The 14,803-nt window shown below is 61.9% G+C and carries 15 protein-coding genes; 7 read left to right on the forward strand and 8 right to left on the reverse strand.

Annotated features, from left to right (window positions below; all coding sequences use genetic code 11):
- Positions 1-427 precede the first annotated feature (427 nt).
- From ASH04_RS25935 to ASH04_RS25945, 3 genes are read left to right on the forward strand one after another with little or no spacing between them, the layout of a single operon-like run.
- Entirely contained in the window at positions 428-1,192 is a 765-nt protein-coding gene (locus tag ASH04_RS25935) for a hypothetical protein (protein WP_156394674.1), read from the forward strand.
- Positions 1,193-1,198: 6 nt separating this feature from the next.
- Positions 1,199-1,648, forward strand: a complete 450-nt coding sequence (locus tag ASH04_RS25940) for a DUF5956 family protein (RefSeq protein ID WP_155293775.1) — start codon at positions 1,199-1,201, stop codon at positions 1,646-1,648.
- Between the two features lie 58 nt (positions 1,649-1,706).
- Positions 1,707-2,426, forward strand: a complete 720-nt coding sequence (locus tag ASH04_RS25945) for a hypothetical protein (protein WP_057474973.1) — start codon at positions 1,707-1,709, stop codon at positions 2,424-2,426.
- A 412-nt stretch (positions 2,427-2,838) separates the two neighbouring features.
- Here ASH04_RS25945 and ASH04_RS25950 read toward each other — a convergent pair whose 3' ends face one another.
- The 3 genes from ASH04_RS25950 to ASH04_RS25960 are packed head-to-tail and all read right to left on the reverse strand — an operon-like array spanning position 2,839 to position 5,745.
- On the reverse strand, positions 2,839-4,317 hold the full coding sequence (locus ASH04_RS25950) for a recombinase XerD (RefSeq protein ID WP_235580102.1): 1,479 nt from the start codon (positions 4,315-4,317) through the stop codon (positions 2,839-2,841).
- The gene (locus tag ASH04_RS25955) at positions 4,307-4,645 is read right to left on the reverse strand and encodes a helix-turn-helix domain-containing protein (protein ID WP_057474975.1); all 339 of its coding nucleotides are present in this window, start codon (positions 4,643-4,645) and stop codon (positions 4,307-4,309) included. Before ASH04_RS25955 ends, ASH04_RS25950 begins: the two co-directional genes overlap by 11 nt.
- The gene (locus ASH04_RS25960) at positions 4,642-5,745 is read right to left on the reverse strand and encodes a tyrosine-type recombinase/integrase (protein WP_057474976.1); all 1,104 of its coding nucleotides are present in this window, start codon (positions 5,743-5,745) and stop codon (positions 4,642-4,644) included. Before ASH04_RS25960 ends, ASH04_RS25955 begins: the two co-directional genes overlap by 4 nt.
- Positions 5,746-6,401: 656 nt before the next feature.
- Between ASH04_RS25960 and ASH04_RS25965 the strand changes: the two genes are divergently transcribed.
- Positions 6,402-8,000, forward strand: a complete 1,599-nt coding sequence (locus tag ASH04_RS25965; protein ID WP_057474977.1) for a TPM domain-containing protein — start codon at positions 6,402-6,404, stop codon at positions 7,998-8,000.
- A 51-nt stretch (positions 8,001-8,051) separates the two neighbouring features.
- Here the strand turns inward: ASH04_RS25965 and ASH04_RS25970 are convergent, their stop codons facing one another.
- The 4 genes from ASH04_RS25970 to ASH04_RS26750 form a co-directional block, all read right to left on the reverse strand.
- On the reverse strand, positions 8,052-9,689 hold the full coding sequence (locus ASH04_RS25970) for a cation:proton antiporter family protein (RefSeq protein WP_032370555.1): 1,638 nt from the start codon (positions 9,687-9,689) through the stop codon (positions 8,052-8,054).
- A 203-nt stretch (positions 9,690-9,892) separates the two neighbouring features.
- Positions 9,893-10,348, reverse strand: coding sequence for a tellurite resistance TerB family protein (locus tag ASH04_RS25975; RefSeq protein ID WP_027497122.1), 456 nt, complete (start codon positions 10,346-10,348; stop codon positions 9,893-9,895).
- A 142-nt stretch (positions 10,349-10,490) separates the two neighbouring features.
- Positions 10,491-10,823 carry a hypothetical protein gene (locus tag ASH04_RS25980; RefSeq protein ID WP_027497121.1) on the reverse strand — a complete coding sequence of 111 codons (333 nt, stop codon included), beginning with the start codon at positions 10,821-10,823 and terminating at the stop codon, positions 10,491-10,493.
- 6 nt (positions 10,824-10,829) lie between these two features.
- Positions 10,830-10,970 (reverse strand): hypothetical protein, encoded by a 141-nt coding sequence (locus tag ASH04_RS26750; RefSeq protein ID WP_156394675.1) that lies wholly within the window; start codon positions 10,968-10,970, stop codon positions 10,830-10,832.
- Positions 10,971-10,998: 28 nt separating this feature from the next.
- On the opposite strand from ASH04_RS26750, the gene ASH04_RS25985 reads away from it, so the two are divergent.
- From ASH04_RS25985 to pabB, 3 genes are all read left to right on the forward strand, one after another.
- Positions 10,999-11,337 carry an RNA polymerase-binding protein RbpA gene (locus ASH04_RS25985; RefSeq protein WP_027497120.1) on the forward strand — a complete coding sequence of 113 codons (339 nt, stop codon included), beginning with the start codon at positions 10,999-11,001 and terminating at the stop codon, positions 11,335-11,337.
- Between the two features lie 275 nt (positions 11,338-11,612).
- Complete coding sequence (locus ASH04_RS25990) at positions 11,613-12,008, forward strand: chorismate mutase family protein (protein WP_027497119.1); 396 nt, start codon at positions 11,613-11,615, stop codon at positions 12,006-12,008.
- A gap of 10 nt (positions 12,009-12,018) precedes the next feature.
- The gene (gene pabB / locus ASH04_RS25995) at positions 12,019-14,094 is read left to right on the forward strand and encodes an aminodeoxychorismate synthase component I (protein ID WP_032372412.1); all 2,076 of its coding nucleotides are present in this window, start codon (positions 12,019-12,021) and stop codon (positions 14,092-14,094) included.
- Between the two features lie 54 nt (positions 14,095-14,148).
- Here pabB and ASH04_RS26000 read toward each other — a convergent pair whose 3' ends face one another.
- Positions 14,149-14,745, reverse strand: a complete 597-nt coding sequence (locus tag ASH04_RS26000; protein WP_032365824.1) for a hypothetical protein — start codon at positions 14,743-14,745, stop codon at positions 14,149-14,151.
- Positions 14,746-14,803 lie beyond the last annotated feature (58 nt).

Raw genomic sequence — 14,803 nt, forward strand, 5'->3', positions numbered from 1 at the left:
CGTGTCCTAGGAGATCGCCCATCAGCAAATGCCGGAAATATCTGGTATGCACGGTCACACGCAATATTCTAGAACTCCGGCCACCCTCTGCATCCGGTCGGTTCGCGCTTGCACCGATAAATAGACCAATTGGTCGTTTAATCGGCGCTCTTGGGCTTCTAGCCCACGCCGCTTCAACTCCCTTCGATGCGAGTCCGACCGAACCCCGTTTGCTGAGGTTCTACCCGAAAGAGCTCGGTAAAGAATTTGCCAAGACTTTTCTGATCCTGCCTGTTCCGAACTGGCGGGATCGATGCAAGACTTCCAAGCAGTCATCCACCTGAGTTTGACCCGAAAGCGGTAGCAGCGCATGATATTACGTCCATCTCGTATGCGATCAAGGTCGTCGCTTGTCCTGGTCGGAGCGTGCGTCGCCACCATGGCCATGGTGCCCGGTATTGTCGTTCAAGCTCAGCCCGCCGCCCCCGAAGTCCCGGTGGTGGACGAACCCGCACCGAATTCTGCACCCGGTGCCGGCGAGTCGTGCATCAACGAGGCGTTAGCCCGCAAGCTTCCCGAATGGAGCTGTGTCGGTGAATTCTTGACGACACCGCAGGGAACCGAAACGGTAGAGGTCATACCGGATGCCCGTGTTCCGGAGGACGTGCTCCCGGAAGAGCCAGCTGTTCAACGGCGCGACCTTCCGGACCCTGACGACTACGACACTTGGTGTGAGACGTCCGCCAGCGGCAGCTGCGCCCGATGGGTATCCAACGACGTCACCGAGTCCAAACACAGCATGGCGTACGGTGACGACGACGGCGTGATCGGAACCTGGGAAATCATCATTCGCACCAATATGAACGGGCGCTCCGCCCGATGGACCGTGACATACATCTGGGATACCGGCCCACCGATCACGATTCAGCGATCCGACATCCATTGCTTCGAAGTCGTGCCGGGACCGTTCCAAGATTCACGCTGCGGCATCCACTATGCCGGAGCTCCCGCAACAATCGGTGGTGGCCCGAAGCGGTTCCAGTATGGACCGATTCAAGGTGGTCGGTTGGCCGATGCGGGAACCTACTACGGGTCGCTGTTCGGGCAGAACACGCCATCGGGCTACCCGTATGTGCTCTCGTTCCCCACGATGGAAACGGGCCGCTTCGTTTGCCCGACTCAGAACGGCAACTGCTACGTACCGGAGGACTGAACCACATTGCGTTGGAACGACTATCCGGAAAGGCAGCCTTCGAGCGCCGACAACCAGCAGGGCCTGGACTCGTATGTTCAGGTGGACGAGAACAGCTATGGCATGTTGACCGTCTGGGCCGCTGGACCCTCCCGGTCATTTCGAGTGCAGGCAAAACCCGACGACTATCGCCCCAGCAAGGTCACGACTCGGGACGACAGTGGAAACATCACCGTACGTTCTGAATCTCGAACGCAACGGGACCAGGAGATGATCGACGAAACGATCAACGAGTTTTTAGCGGAAGCTCAGGTTCCACCCGTCCTATCCGGTTTCCACTGGTTCGTGAAAGTGCCACCGCACGTCTCACGACAGCAATTGACCGATCACATCAGCGCAGCCAACGAATACCTAGATGCCCCCTCCGTGAAGAGAAGGATCGCGGAACTGTACGAAGATTTGCAGCCTTCTCCATAGCCTCGAAAGCTACAGATAAGTCGACCAACGCCAGCTCAAGCGAACAAAGGACCACTTCATGACGATGAATCGCAGCACCCTTCGAGTGGCCGTATTGTCTGCAACCCTCGCCGCCGGAATCGCGGTCGCGCTCCCCTCCGGGGCAAGCGCGGAGGTCCGTACAGGATGGATCGGGCCCACGCCTCCGGTGGGCGGAATCGTCTACCTCCACACGTCGACTATCGACAACGGAGGCGTGCCGAAGGCATCGACGAGGATCTACACCTCGTTCGGGCAGACTGTTGTGCAAGGCACGATCGGGTCCAAAGCTCGACTCTTCCGCGAAGGTGCTCTCTGCTCGGCAACGGACTATCAATTCAACGCCTTCCTGAGTTCCTCACAGAACGCAACCGTGCAACGCGATTGTGGCCCAGGGTTTTACAACAGCCATGGCTTCGTCGCTACGTTCCCGCCCGGCGGTTCTTTGACTGAGTACGTGACTTTCCCGTCGGACCCGCTGCAGTACGCCCCTGCCTCCGCACGATCCGCAGCGCCAGCCGCTCAAACCGAGAGCGGCATGAATACATCCGGGCAAACGTACGGAAGCGCTCTCAATGCAGAGAGCGATGCCGATCTCCCGGAATTAGTCAGTGCCGTCGGAACGAACGGGGTCGACGGATACATACGATCCTCCGATCTGACCGACCCGACACCCGACGATGCTGGTTCGCGTTCGGTACCCGTCTATGACATCAGCGGAGAGACTGTCGTCGACCAATTCGCCATCGAGGGCAGCTAGAGAAGATCCGCACGCTTCTGTGCCCGGCGAAGCATCGACAGCAACGACGTGCGCATCCCAGTGAAGTGGGGTGCGCACGTCTCGTTTTTTGCACGTCAGTCCAACCGGCGTGACCAGGGTCGAGGATGGCCCGCGAGATGCAGCCCGGTGCCGAAAGTTTTGATCCGACAACTGGGCCGAGTTTCAGCAAGGCAACTGACCTCTGGTTGGTGGGGAGCATGCCCACGCGGCAGACTCCATGCGCGCATAGGCTATTGATTCTGCTGATTCTGTATTCCCCTGGTGAGCTCACATTCTTCACCAGTCCCCGGGCGGTTCACTCCGCCGGTCGCTGCCAGGCAAGACGACCCGGGATGCTCTCCTACCTATGCCAAAAGAATGCACGCTTGATCGGGATCACCCAGGCCGCATACTACTTCCGCTGGGCGGAGTACTGCGCCCACGGTTGCGCTGCTAACTCGGCATGGCGGTGGGCGACTGAGTAGCTGTATCCGAGCATTTCGGCCGAAAGCGGCGGTGGTACCTGGGTGACGAGGGTCCGCAGCGATGCTGTGCGCGCGCCGAGCAGGTTGATTCCGAGTGATCGGATGCGGTCCATCATCGTGTTGGGGTGCAGGTGGCGTCCGGTGCGGATGCTGGGGAACAGCCAGCCGGTGTCGGTGCCGGTGAGTTGTGTTGTGCGCAAGTTAATGTGGCTGCGGAGAAGCTCTGCGAAGGGTTCAGGCACAGGGGCTGGTTCGGCACCGAGGGTAATCCATAGTCCATCGGCGTCGGTACCGACTTGATCGGTGCGTAGAGCGGCGATCTTCACTATCGGTTGGGCGTAGAGCAAGAGAAAAATGCCGGCCACTCGATACAGGAGCGATTCGCTACTGCCGGTGAGTAGTTCGCGGATCCAGTGCAGTCGCTCGTCTTGGGTGAAGGTGGTTGTCGGGGCGGGGGAGCGGTGGGCGATCGTCACGTTCCGGTTGATGCGGGTTGTCTTTGCCCAGACGAAGAACGTCCGAATCTGGTGTCGGGTGGTGGGTCCGGTGGCAAGCCATTCGTCGACATCGAGCTGGTTGCATGTCGCGGCGGTGCGGCTGTGGGTGTCGTGGAGCCAGGTCAGGAACTTGATGGTTTCGGTGATGTCCTGTTTGGAGGCGTGGACGGGTCCGCGGGTGGGTTTGCCTGCGGCTGCGATTGCGCGAACTCGTTTGAGGTGGTGCCAGGTCGCGAACTGTTCGGCGTAACGCCGAATCGAGTGGTGATCGATGGAGGTCATCTTGGTGTCGATCCAGTCCTCGAAGAGGGCGAGGTAGCGGTCACGCGGCGGGATGAGTTGGTGGTGCTCGAGGATGCCCCGCAGGTGCATTGTGCGGCGATCGTCGCCGACGCTGTCGAGGCCCTCGTGGGTCATCGGAATCTGGCCGGTTGCCAGCTGACGCAACAGCTCGTGCACCTTTGCGGATCGTTTCCAGGTATGGATGCTTTCGGGGCGGTCCACGGCGCAGAAGATGCCCACCAGTGTGTTCATGGCAGCAGGATCGGCGGGGTTGTCGAGAAGTAGCGAGGTGAGGTCGTCGCGGAGTGCGCAGCGTGCGCAGATGCCGCGCCGGTAGTGCTCGGCCTCGGTGCCGCAACTGCTGCAATGGAAGTCGGTAGCAATGCCGGCGCAGTCGACACAAACAGCTGAGTCTCCGACTCGCCCGGGGATCATGCGCTCGAATCCACACGCTGCGCAGTATCCGTAGGTGCGTACGGCGGCGTGGAAGCACGTTCCGCAGATCTTGCCGTCGGGCCAGCGCACGCGTGGTTTGCCGGCCTCACGTCCGCATCGATCGCAGGTGAATCCGCCACCGGTTCTCGGTCGCCCCCGAACGGTGTTGCGGGGTCGGATCTCAATGGTCATCGCGGATCACTCGTGCGCGTCGCGGTCGGACTGTCTTGTTGAGCTCGACGACGTTCGGTGCCGATGACGTCGCAAGTCGTTTCTTGCGTTCGTCGGCTGCGGTGACGGTGACCAGGTCCTGCATTCCGCAGCCGAAGATGTCGCAGAGAGCCGCCATCATCTGCAGCGAGACACGTTCGGGTCGTTGCGTGACGAGGCGGTAGACCTGAGGGCGGGAGAGGGCGATTCCTCGTTCGAGCAGGCGGGGGATGAGGTCGGTGCTGTTGTGCATGCCGTGTGCGGCCATCAGCTCGGGTAGGCGCCAGGTGTAGTCGACGGTGCGTTTCACGAGATTTCTCCTTCCATTCCGAGAGCGTCGCTCACGGTCGCATCCAACGCTCGCCGCAATGTGCGAGTGCGGAAGTCGCTCGACACGCACGTGTAGAGGGAGGTGGTGCTGGCGTGCTCGTGACCCATCTGCTGTTGTACGAACAACGGACCCCAGCCGTCTTCGATCAGGTGGGTGGCGTACGCGCGACGCAGGGAGTGCAGGTCCAGCCCGGGGGAGAGCTGCAGCTCGGTGCAGTAGCGCCGGAACCGGCGTATCAGGGTCGATTCGGCAACGAGCGCGCCACGTTCAAACGGGAACAGATCGAGTCCCGCATCGAGATAGGGCTGGCCGTGGGTGAGCCAATCCTCGACAATCTCAGGGGTCCAGTCGAAAACCGTCAGGACGCTACGCCGTTTCGGGGGTGACCCGCGTTTGGCTTTGCCATAGCGCACGGTGAGAACTCCGAAGCGGCCGAACTCGCGTGCGTGGGGATTGCGGGCGAAGTCGACGCTCTGCAGGTGACGTACTTCATTGAAGCGCAGCCCGTAGGAGTAGGCGAGTTTGAGCATCACCGCGTCACGGTAGGCCGGCAGCCACCCCTTGCGGCCTGTTGCCGCGATGGTCTCGACCTGGGCGTCGGAGTGGTCGAACAACAGTTGCAGCTCGGTCTTGGTGAAGGCACGCTTGGCCGGTGTCTGCTCGTTGTCCTGGACGTGTGCTGCGGTGTTCCACTCGAAGAACACCTGAGCGGGGTGCGTACCGAAGCGGCTCTCACACAGTCGGTCCCACCCGTAGTCGGGGTTGCTGATGTAGGAGCAGAACAGCTTCAGCGAGGTCTGATAGCTGCGGATCGTCGAGTGTGCGATTCGCCGGATCGAGCGGAGGTCTCCAAAGTATTCCTCGACCATGGCCGGGGTCCATGCCCACGGGAACTCGTTGGTGTAGTCGATGAACCGCACGACCACCTGTTGCCGTTGCTCGATGGTCCCGAGCTGCAGATTTCGGCAGAGCTGCTGGTTCCGCCATCCCGTGAGCATATCTTCGACCGTTTGCTCCTCGGGATGCAGTGGTGTCACCGATTCGACCAGGATGACGCGCCCGCTCTTGTCGACCCCCATGACACCCCTTCGTCGTCTCGTTCAACGCATCAATGATTCACCAGATGAATCATTGATGTCAATAGCACTGCCGCAGAATGACGTTGAACATCGACAACTCTAGGGTGCTGACGCCACGGTAAGGCACTCTGAACGAACAGCCGCTCAGGCAGCGCGTAACATACTCATACTGAACAGGTTTCGCAATACCTTGCCGACAGCTTCAAGGGCGGCGGCGGAGGTCTGTTGATTCATCGGATGCAACATGCAGTAATTTACCTGACATAATGTTGATTATCGGCAAACTGTCGACCTGCAGTTCGCTGGGATCAACTCGTAGTTCGCTGCATTCCAACAACTTTCCTCGACGCAGTCGATTCGGCTGAAGCTCTTCGTTGTTTGAAGTCTGCGTCGACGCGTCCCGGTGGTATCGAAATGCCTGCGGGAATCGTGACGGGCTTCCGGTCGACAGCTATCGCAGCCGGCCCGCTGACTGCCCGCTGTCATGAGATCGGCGCACTGCGGACCGGACGGCACCCTCTCCCTCTCTGCTCTTCCCTCACCGTTGTTTCGTCACTGTGACGAAACAACGGTGAGGAAGACCAGTCTGGATATCCACTGCCGCGTCGGCCGAATGTGCTGGCTACCGTATACGAACTCTGGTTAGAGTTCGTTCGATGGACGCCTTTCTCGAGACATCCCGTCGCCGGAACTTCCACCGCCGAGTTGCTGCAGCCGTACTGATGGCCCTCATTGCATCGTTCGGCCTCGTCGGCTGCTCCGACGATTCGTCCGGCGGAGACGCCGGCTTCGAGGGTTTGACCTCGGGTCAGCGTGTCTACGACCGAACGGGTTTTTCCCTGAATCCGGCGCAGACCGCGGACATCCAACGTCAGTTGGAGAACTTGAAGTCCGACACCGGTGCGGACGTGATCGCGTACGTGCGTGAGCTCGATGCGGACCCCGACGACACGTTGGATCAAGTAGAAGACCTGCAGCAGAGATGGGTGTCCCTGACGGGCGTCGACCAGGACACTGCAGGCGCAATACTGATCAACCGGGAGCCGGGAAAGGTCGACGAGGCTCGCGCGGGCATCTTCGTCGGCTCCACGTATGACGACGGTAACGTTCCGCGGGACGAACAAGAGGCCATCATCGAGGACGCACTGATTCCGCCGCTGCGAGATGGTGACGTCGCAGGAAGCCTGACCGCGGGCATAGATCGCTTGGCGTCCGACATTCGCAACGGTCCGCCGGTGACTGCCCTGGACAGATTCGCCGACGGTCCAGGCTCGACCTGGCTGCCGTGGGCCGGTTCGGTGTTCGCGCTTCTCGGGCTGCTTCTGGTGGGAACGGTGTTTCGGGGACGAGCGAAACCGACTGTCTCCCAACAATATCCGACGACGGTTCGACCGGACCAGGTCACCGATGCAGCGTACGCGACCGCCCTGGTGCACCGCAGCGCGCAGCCCAGCGGCGTACCGGGGACCGTACTGGCGCTTGCCACCGCCGATGCGCTCACCTTCGAGCAGGACAAGAAGCCGGGAAAGGTCGACAAAGGGACAGTCAAGATCAGGCTTGTCGACCGAACCCGTGCCCGCGGCGAGGTTCAACAGACGGTCTGGTCGATGCTCGCCGAACGAGCCGAGGACGATGTCGTACCCGGCGACGAGTTGAAGAAGATCGCTCGAGGCCCCGGTGCAACCAAAGAACTCTTGGAGAAAACACTGCGGGACAGCGGATTCGTCGCCGACGGCTCAGGTCGACGCCGGACAGCGTTGGCCGGTTTGGGCGTACTCGGCGGCGCTCTCGCAATCGGAGGAATTGCCGTGGCGACGTCGGGTGCACGGACGATGTGGCTCGCGGCGGTGTTGTCGGGCCTTCTCTTCGTTGCAGGACTGTGGACGGCGATCGCCTACTCACGCTTCTCGGTCGCGGGCCTGGACGCCTCTCGCCCCTGGGAGGCGTACCGCGACGGACTGAAGCAGGCCGCCAAGGACAACGACGAGTCGGTCGATCTGAACGTAGCTCTGCCGGACATCGTTGCGTTCGGCTTGGCCCCGTTCTTTCGGAAACGACTAGAGGCCGCAACCGACCCAGGGAGTGACACGCCGCTACGAGCCTTCACATCACCCGCGGATGCCGACTATGCGGCGGGTGTCCCGGTGGTCCTCCCCTGGTCTGCGTTCTCCGGTGTGTTCGTCTCCAGCAGTAGCGGATCCGTTGCGTCCGGTGGAGGTGCAGGTGGAGGAGGCGGAGCGGCAGGCAGTACCTGACGACTCCCCCATTCGTTTCCGGCGAGCGCCTCCATCACTCGCACCGCTGGCCTATCCGGTGTTGTCCGGTGTACGCGGCTCGTCGGTCTCGGAGTCGGTGCGATCGTCGATGTATTCCGGGGTCGAATGCCCTACTTGGTCGGCCAGTTCCAAACCCGCGCCGGCGTAGACGTTGAAGGCGATATCGACGCCCTGGTCTTTTGCCCACTGCACCTCGTCGTCGTACCGTGCGACCGCCGCCACTGTTCCACCGAAGCCGGACTCTCGCAGACACGCCAGTGCAGTGACGTTCGCACCGTGCCGCGGCATGGCGAGCACCGCGATCCGGACGGAATCCGATCTGCGTAGTCGGTGCCAGAAGTCGAGGTCGGTGGCATCGCCCTCGATGACACGCAGTCCCTGCTCGGCCAGTCGACGGATGCGCGGGCCGTCGTAGTCGACTCCGACCACGTCCAATCGGTAGTGCTCGTTCAGTCGCTGGTAGGCCGCGAACCCCACACGCCCCATGCCGATGACGACGACTTCGGCGTCGCCGGCATCACCGGGGCGTTCCTCGGGGTGGAGGCTCTGCTCGTCCTGGACGGGCAGCCGGCTCGCCATCTTCTCGACCATCAGGTGGCCGCGGCCGTTGACAAGGGCGGACACCACGAAACTCAGAGCCACCGCGATCGACATCTCGACCAGCCACGTGGGTTCCAGCAGCCCGGTCGTCACTCCGACGGAGACGACGATCAGACCGAACTCCGAGTAGTTCATCAGACTCAGTCCTGCGAGCAGGGCCGTTCGATACCGAAGTTTCATCGCGGCGAACAGCGCTACGTAGAGCACGGATTTGAGCGGCAGAACGAGCATCATCAGCAGAGCGACAACGAGACTGGGCACATCGGGTAGTCCGGACAGGCCTATCGAGACGAAGAAGCCCACCAACAGAAGCTCCTTGAGGTGGAACAGAGACCGTGCGAGTTCGGACGACGCGGAATGCGAAGCCAACAGGACACCGATGATCAAGGCACCGAGGTCACCTTTGAGGCCCAGCGTGGAGAACAGTGCGTACCCCGGAACCAGAGCCATCACGATGCCGAACAACGACTGCATCTCGCCGTGCCCCAGCCCGCTCCAAATTCTCCGAAGAATTCGCGTGAGCGGCCACAGCAGGACGAGGGTGAAGGCCCATGGGCTGGGCAGAGTGCCGCTGGTGACCGTCAGGAAGACGACGGCGACGATGTCCTGCATGACGAGGACGCCGATGGCGACGCGGCCGTAGAGCGCATGCGACTCCCCCCGCTCCTCGAGTACCTTGACGACGAACACGGTGCTCGAGAACGACATGGCGAAGGCCAGGAGTGCGATGGTCGTCAGGCTTTGCCCGGACAGCATGGCCAGGCCGGCCACGGCGGCCAACCACAACACCGTGGTTCCGAGCACGACGCTGATCGCGAGATGGACCGACGTGGTGAGCCAGACCTCGCGGCGCAACAGAATGCGGAGATCGAGCTTGAGGCCGATGGCGAACAACAGCAGCGTCACCCCCAAGTCGGCGAGCAGGTCCAGCTGCGGCACCTCACCGACATCGAGAGCATTGATGACGAACCCAGCCGCCAGAAAGCCGACCAACGGAGGAAGTCGCACCGCCATCGCGAGTCCGCCGAGGCCGAATGCGATGACGAGATAAATCGCGGCAACAGTCATGCTCGGTCTCCTCGGTCACGGATCGATCGGTCCGCTGACGCGTCGACGACGTCTGTGCACCCAGCCGGAACGAGCAAAGTAACCCGCGGAGTAGGAAATTGCAGGACAGATGGAATCCAGGGACGGCGACGGCGACCGACGACGTCGATGCGTCGTCGGTCGCCGCAGACCTCATCCGGTCTCGATGCCCACGTCGGAGCGGGTCAGAGCTCGAACTCGGCCGGGTCGATTCCCACTGCGAAGCATGCGTTGCGAACGGCGGCCTTCTCGTGGTCGTCGAAATGCCCGTCGGCACCGCCGATGATGATGCCGATCTGGATGACGGCACGGGCCTGGTCCGGCTTGGACTTCAACTTGCCGATCGTCGCGGTGGCCTCGACTTTTCCGAAGTCGAAGTCACCCTGCAGCTTGTCGCAGTACCAGTCGAACTTCTGGCGGAGCTCATCGGACTCGAAGACGCGGAGAGCTTCGTTTCCGGCGATCAGCGCTGCCGTCTTCTGTCGCTCGGCCGGATCGATCGTGCCGTCCGCGGCGGCGATGAGAGCGCACATCGCCATGCTGCCGTTGGCGAACTCTTTGTTCTTGAACTGGCTGGTCTTGGTTTGCAGCTGCCCGTTCAATTCCTGTGCTTTGGACTTGAGTTGATCCCAGAACGCCATGGAGCTCCTCTGTGTGTCTTTGCGTCCGCGCAAGACGCGCGTGCGTCGCCCATTGTCCACGGACTCGGTGAACAACGACGGGAGCGATGTCGTCGACCGTCGCGCCGCACGAAGGACGACCAGCGAGGAGCCCCGAAAATACTCAGCGCAGCCGCTCGGCATCGTGTGCTTTCGCCACGAGCTCGATACACAGGCGCTGCAGTTCGTCGGCGGCGGCACCTTCTGCCACTGCGGTGCTGACATCCTCGGCCGCGCAGCGCAGTTCGAATGCGCGATCTGCAACGGCCGATGCTTCCTCGGCGGTCAGCACGACGGCGTCGACGGGAATGGACGTCCCCTTGACGGCACTGCGCTGCTCGTACGCACGTTGTCTGCACGATTGTCGGCAGTACCGTCGTTTGCGGCCGGTGCCGACATCGTCGATGGGACGTCCGCACCACTCGCACGTCTGGTTGCGACGGGTTTTCACGGACATGGTCGCTCAGCCTACTTTGCCGGCGAGGTAAGATGCCTTGATCTGCGCGGGCGAGCCGGGAACGAACGGACGCTCGACGACGTTGTAGATCAGTGGGGACGACGAAGCTCGGCCGCGCCGAAACCGGCCGGTGGAATCGGCGCACATACCTACTATCGATGGAGAGGACTTCACTATGGCAGATCGTGTACTTCGAGGTAGTCGACTGGGAGCCGTCAGCTACGAGACCGATCGTGATCACGATTTGGCACCCCGCCGCGTGGCTCGCTATCGCTGCGACAACGGTGAGGAATTCGACGTCCCGTTCGCCGACGACGCCGAGATTCCCGGTACGTGGGCGTGCCGTAACGGACTCGAGGGTTCTCTGATCGAGGGCACCGCGCCCGAGGCAAAGAAGGTCAAGCCTCCTCGTACCCACTGGGACATGCTCCTCGAGCGCCGTTCGGTGGATGAACTGGAAGAGTTGCTGAAGGAGCGCCTCGATCTACTGAAGGTCAAGCGACGCGGAGCCTGATCCCCTGAGCGATGCACCGCCCGATTGGAAACAATCCGGCGGTGCATTTTTTCGATGGGTTGGAAACTCGGAGATTTTTTTCGGGTGACTTGTGTGATTATTGTCGTTCAGCGTCCGTTTTCTTCGCGTTTGAGTGGCGCGAAAACGGCTCGGGATGACACCATCGAACATCGCATGTAGTCGGTTACCGAGTCTGTGATGATCGCGGTAACAAATGTCGGCTGCGACCGATAATCATCAGCACCGTAGTCGTCGAAAACAGGGGGCATCAACTCGTGAGCCAGGGTTCCGATCAGTGTCTGCACGACGATCCGCGGACGGCGGCGTCCGACTCGGAATCGGACGGACGCGTTGCGGTCGGCGAACAAAAGTTGGCGGAATTGCGCCGCGAATTGGACGGTATCGACGAGGTCTTGCGCGCAGCCGTACGCGACCGAATCGATGTGTGTGTACGGGTGGCCCACGTCAAACGCGAATTCGGTATTCCCATGATGCAGCCGGGCCGGGTGGGCGTGGTGACCGAACGGGCTCGTGAGTTCGCGTCCGCGAACGGATTGTCGCCCGACTTTCTCGAAGAGTTGTACAAGTCGATGATTGCCGAGGCGTGTCGCGTCGAGGATCTCATCATCGATTCTCCGGGGCCAGAATCTGGCTTCGAGGGCGAACGATAGAGGTACGTCGATGACGATCAGAACCCTCCTTGTGGACAATTACGACTCGTTCACCTACAACCTGTACAGCCTCCTCGCCGAGGTCAACGGCCGACCACCGACCGTGGTCAAGAACGACGTCGCGTGGTCTTCCCTCGACTTCGCCGCGTTCGACAACGTCGTGATCTCGCCCGGTCCCGGCCGCCCGGACGTCGAGCAGGACTTCGGTATCAGTGGTCGAGTGATAAGCGAATCCGGTCTCCCGATTCTGGGTGTCTGCCTCGGCCATCAGGGGATGTGCCACCTCTTCGGGGGCGAGGTCGATCTGGCCCCCGCACCGATGCACGGCCGCATCACCGACATCACGCACACCGGGGTGGATCTGTTCGAGGGGATTCCCTCGCCGTATTCCGTGGTGCGCTACCACTCTCTGGTCGTCACCCGGACTCCCGCCGACTTCGAGGAAGTCGCCTGGACCCCGGACGGTCTGGTGATGGCGGTTCGTCATCACAGCAAGCCGTTGTGGGGAGTGCAGTTCCACCCCGAGTCGATCAGCACCGAATACGGGCGTGAGCTGCTGGCGAATTTCCGCGATCTGACGCTAGCGCGGTCGAGCGCAGCGAACGCAGCGGGGACCCACGATTCGATGTTCACCATCGAAACCCGCACTATCGACAGCGATTTCGACTCCGAGCGCGTGTTCCAGACGCTGTTCGCGCACGACACCAAGAGTTTCTGGCTGGACGGAAGCGCCGCACTCGAGCCCGAGTGCCGATTCACCGTCATGGGCGATTGCTCCGGGCCGCACGCCGAATACGTGACGTACTCGGTAGCCGAGACGATGGTGACCGTCGAGGGCTCCGACGGCACGAAAGAACACATCCACTCGACGTTCTTCGACTACATCGACGCCCAACTACGTCGCCGAGCTACTCCCCCGCGGCACGATCTTCCCTTTGCATTCGGACTGGGCTACGTCGGCTACCTCGGGTACGAACTCAAGGCCGATACGGGCGGGCAGCTGGTGCACACCTCGGCGACCCCCGACGCCTCGATGGTGTTCTCCGATCGGGCGTTGGTGTTCGACCACGAGGCCGGCACCCTGTACTTGATGGGGTTGGCCGATACCCCCGGGGATCCGGTCCTCGCGCAGTGGTTCGACTCGGTCACCGCAACGCTGAGTGGTCTGTCCGAGAAGGCGCAGACCGTGAGCGCGCCCAGTGGGATACCTGCGTCCGGTGCTCCGTTGCTCGGCGCAGAGCTGTCCCTGGAGCCACGGCTCAGGCACGATCGCACGCATTACCTCGACCTCATCTCTCAGTGCCTCGCCGAAATCCGTTCCGGTGAAACCTACGAGGTCTGCCTGACGAACACTGCCACCGTGGCCGGTTCCATCGACCCCGCGGCGACGTACTCCTACATGCGGGAAATCAATCCCACCCCGTACAGTGCCTTCTTGAATTTTCCCGACGTCTCGGTCCTGAGCGCCTCCCCCGAGCGATTCCTGCGTATCGACGCCGACCGCATCGTGGAGTCCAAGCCCATCAAGGGAACTCGGCCGCGCGGGGCCACCCCCGAAGAGGACAACGCACTCAAGGCCGACCTCGTCGCGAACGAGAAGGACAAGGCCGAGAATCTGATGATCGTCGATTTGGTGCGTAACGACCTGGCTCAGGTGTGCGTTCCTGGTTCGGTACACGTGCCGAAGCTGTTCGACGTCGAAACCTATGCTCCCGTGCACCAATTGGTCTCCACGGTTCGTGGCCGGCTGCGTGACGACGCGTCGGCTGCCGACTGCATCAGGGCGGCGTTCCCCGGCGGCTCGATGACCGGCGCTCCGAAGATTCGCACGATGGCAATCATCGACAAGCTCGAAGATGGGCCGCGCGGAGTGTATTCCGGTGCCATCGGCTACTTCTCGATCACGGGTACGGCAGATTTCTCGATCGTCATTCGCACGATCGTGGCGACCGAGCACGAGGTCACGTACGGCGTCGGAGGCGCGATCGTCGCGCTCTCGGACCCCGACGAGGAGTTCGAGGAGACGATGGTCAAAGCGGTGTCGATGCGTCGAGCCCTCACTGGCCGGACAGCGAACAGCGGGTAGAGCGCACGCGCTCTACCCGCTGTTCCACATCCCTCGGCCAGTGGCCGTCGTGCTCTACGCAGTGGTGAAGTACTCGAACACCGCAGGCTGAGCTTCGGGGTTGGCGTTGTTGATTCCGATGACCGTGCCGGCGACCGTACCGATCACGGTTCCGATGATGCAGCCCGAGATGAAGTTCGGGAAGATCGAGACGCAGCCGATGGCGAAGCCGAGGCCTGCACCGATGGCCGTGCCGACGCCGCCGCCGTTGTTCCAACCGATGGCGAGCTGGTTGACCATGTTGTCGAAGGCCTGCTGCTTGGTCTTCGCGCCTGCGACCTCAGCGACAGGAACGGTCTGCGGGGTGAGAGTGAGTTCCCGACCTTCGGCACCGATCAGGGGCGCAATGGAGTAGACGGTTCCATTGATGGAGTACTCCAGCGGGATCGACGCCACCGTGGAGCCGGCCTGGTCGACGATCGACACCGTCTCGCTCGTCGCATCGACGCGGAAGAGACCGGCGTCGAGGATGGTCTTGACGGTTCCATCCGGGTTGACCGACGTCTGGTAGTTCATCGACTCCGACGTCGGATCCGCTACGGCCTGGCCTGCGCCGGTGGCTACGGCTGCGGTCAACGCCACCGCGACCGTTGCTGTTCTGATCAGTTTCACTGTGTCCCCTGGTAGTAGTGATTCGCATTCGACCACTCGAGTATCGAAAGCCGATGGT

The organism is Rhodococcus sp. Leaf233, assembly GCF_001426165.1.
Taxonomy (GTDB): Bacteria; Actinomycetota; Actinomycetes; order Mycobacteriales; family Mycobacteriaceae; genus Rhodococcoides; species Rhodococcoides fascians.

Coding starts and splice junctions, on each gene's coding strand:
- ASH04_RS25985 (WP_027497120.1), top strand. CDS start 10,999: ATGGCAGATCGTGTACTTCGAGGTAGTCGACTGGGAGCCGTCAGCTAC.
- ASH04_RS25945 (WP_057474973.1), top strand. CDS start 1,707: ATGACGATGAATCGCAGCACCCTTCGAGTGGCCGTATTGTCTGCAACC.
- ASH04_RS25970 (WP_032370555.1), bottom strand. CDS start 9,689: ATGACTGTTGCCGCGATTTATCTCGTCATCGCATTCGGCCTCGGCGGA.
- ASH04_RS25980 (WP_027497121.1), bottom strand. CDS start 10,823: ATGTCCGTGAAAACCCGTCGCAACCAGACGTGCGAGTGGTGCGGACGT.
- ASH04_RS25950 (WP_235580102.1), bottom strand. CDS start 4,317: ATGACCATTGAGATCCGACCCCGCAACACCGTTCGGGGGCGACCGAGA.
- ASH04_RS25975 (WP_027497122.1), bottom strand. CDS start 10,348: ATGGCGTTCTGGGATCAACTCAAGTCCAAAGCACAGGAATTGAACGGG.
- pabB (WP_032372412.1), top strand. CDS start 12,019: ATGACGATCAGAACCCTCCTTGTGGACAATTACGACTCGTTCACCTAC.
- ASH04_RS25960 (WP_057474976.1), bottom strand. CDS start 5,745: ATGGGGGTCGACAAGAGCGGGCGCGTCATCCTGGTCGAATCGGTGACA.
- ASH04_RS25965 (WP_057474977.1), top strand. CDS start 6,402: ATGGACGCCTTTCTCGAGACATCCCGTCGCCGGAACTTCCACCGCCGA.
- ASH04_RS26750 (WP_156394675.1), bottom strand. CDS start 10,970: ATGTGCGCCGATTCCACCGGCCGGTTTCGGCGCGGCCGAGCTTCGTCG.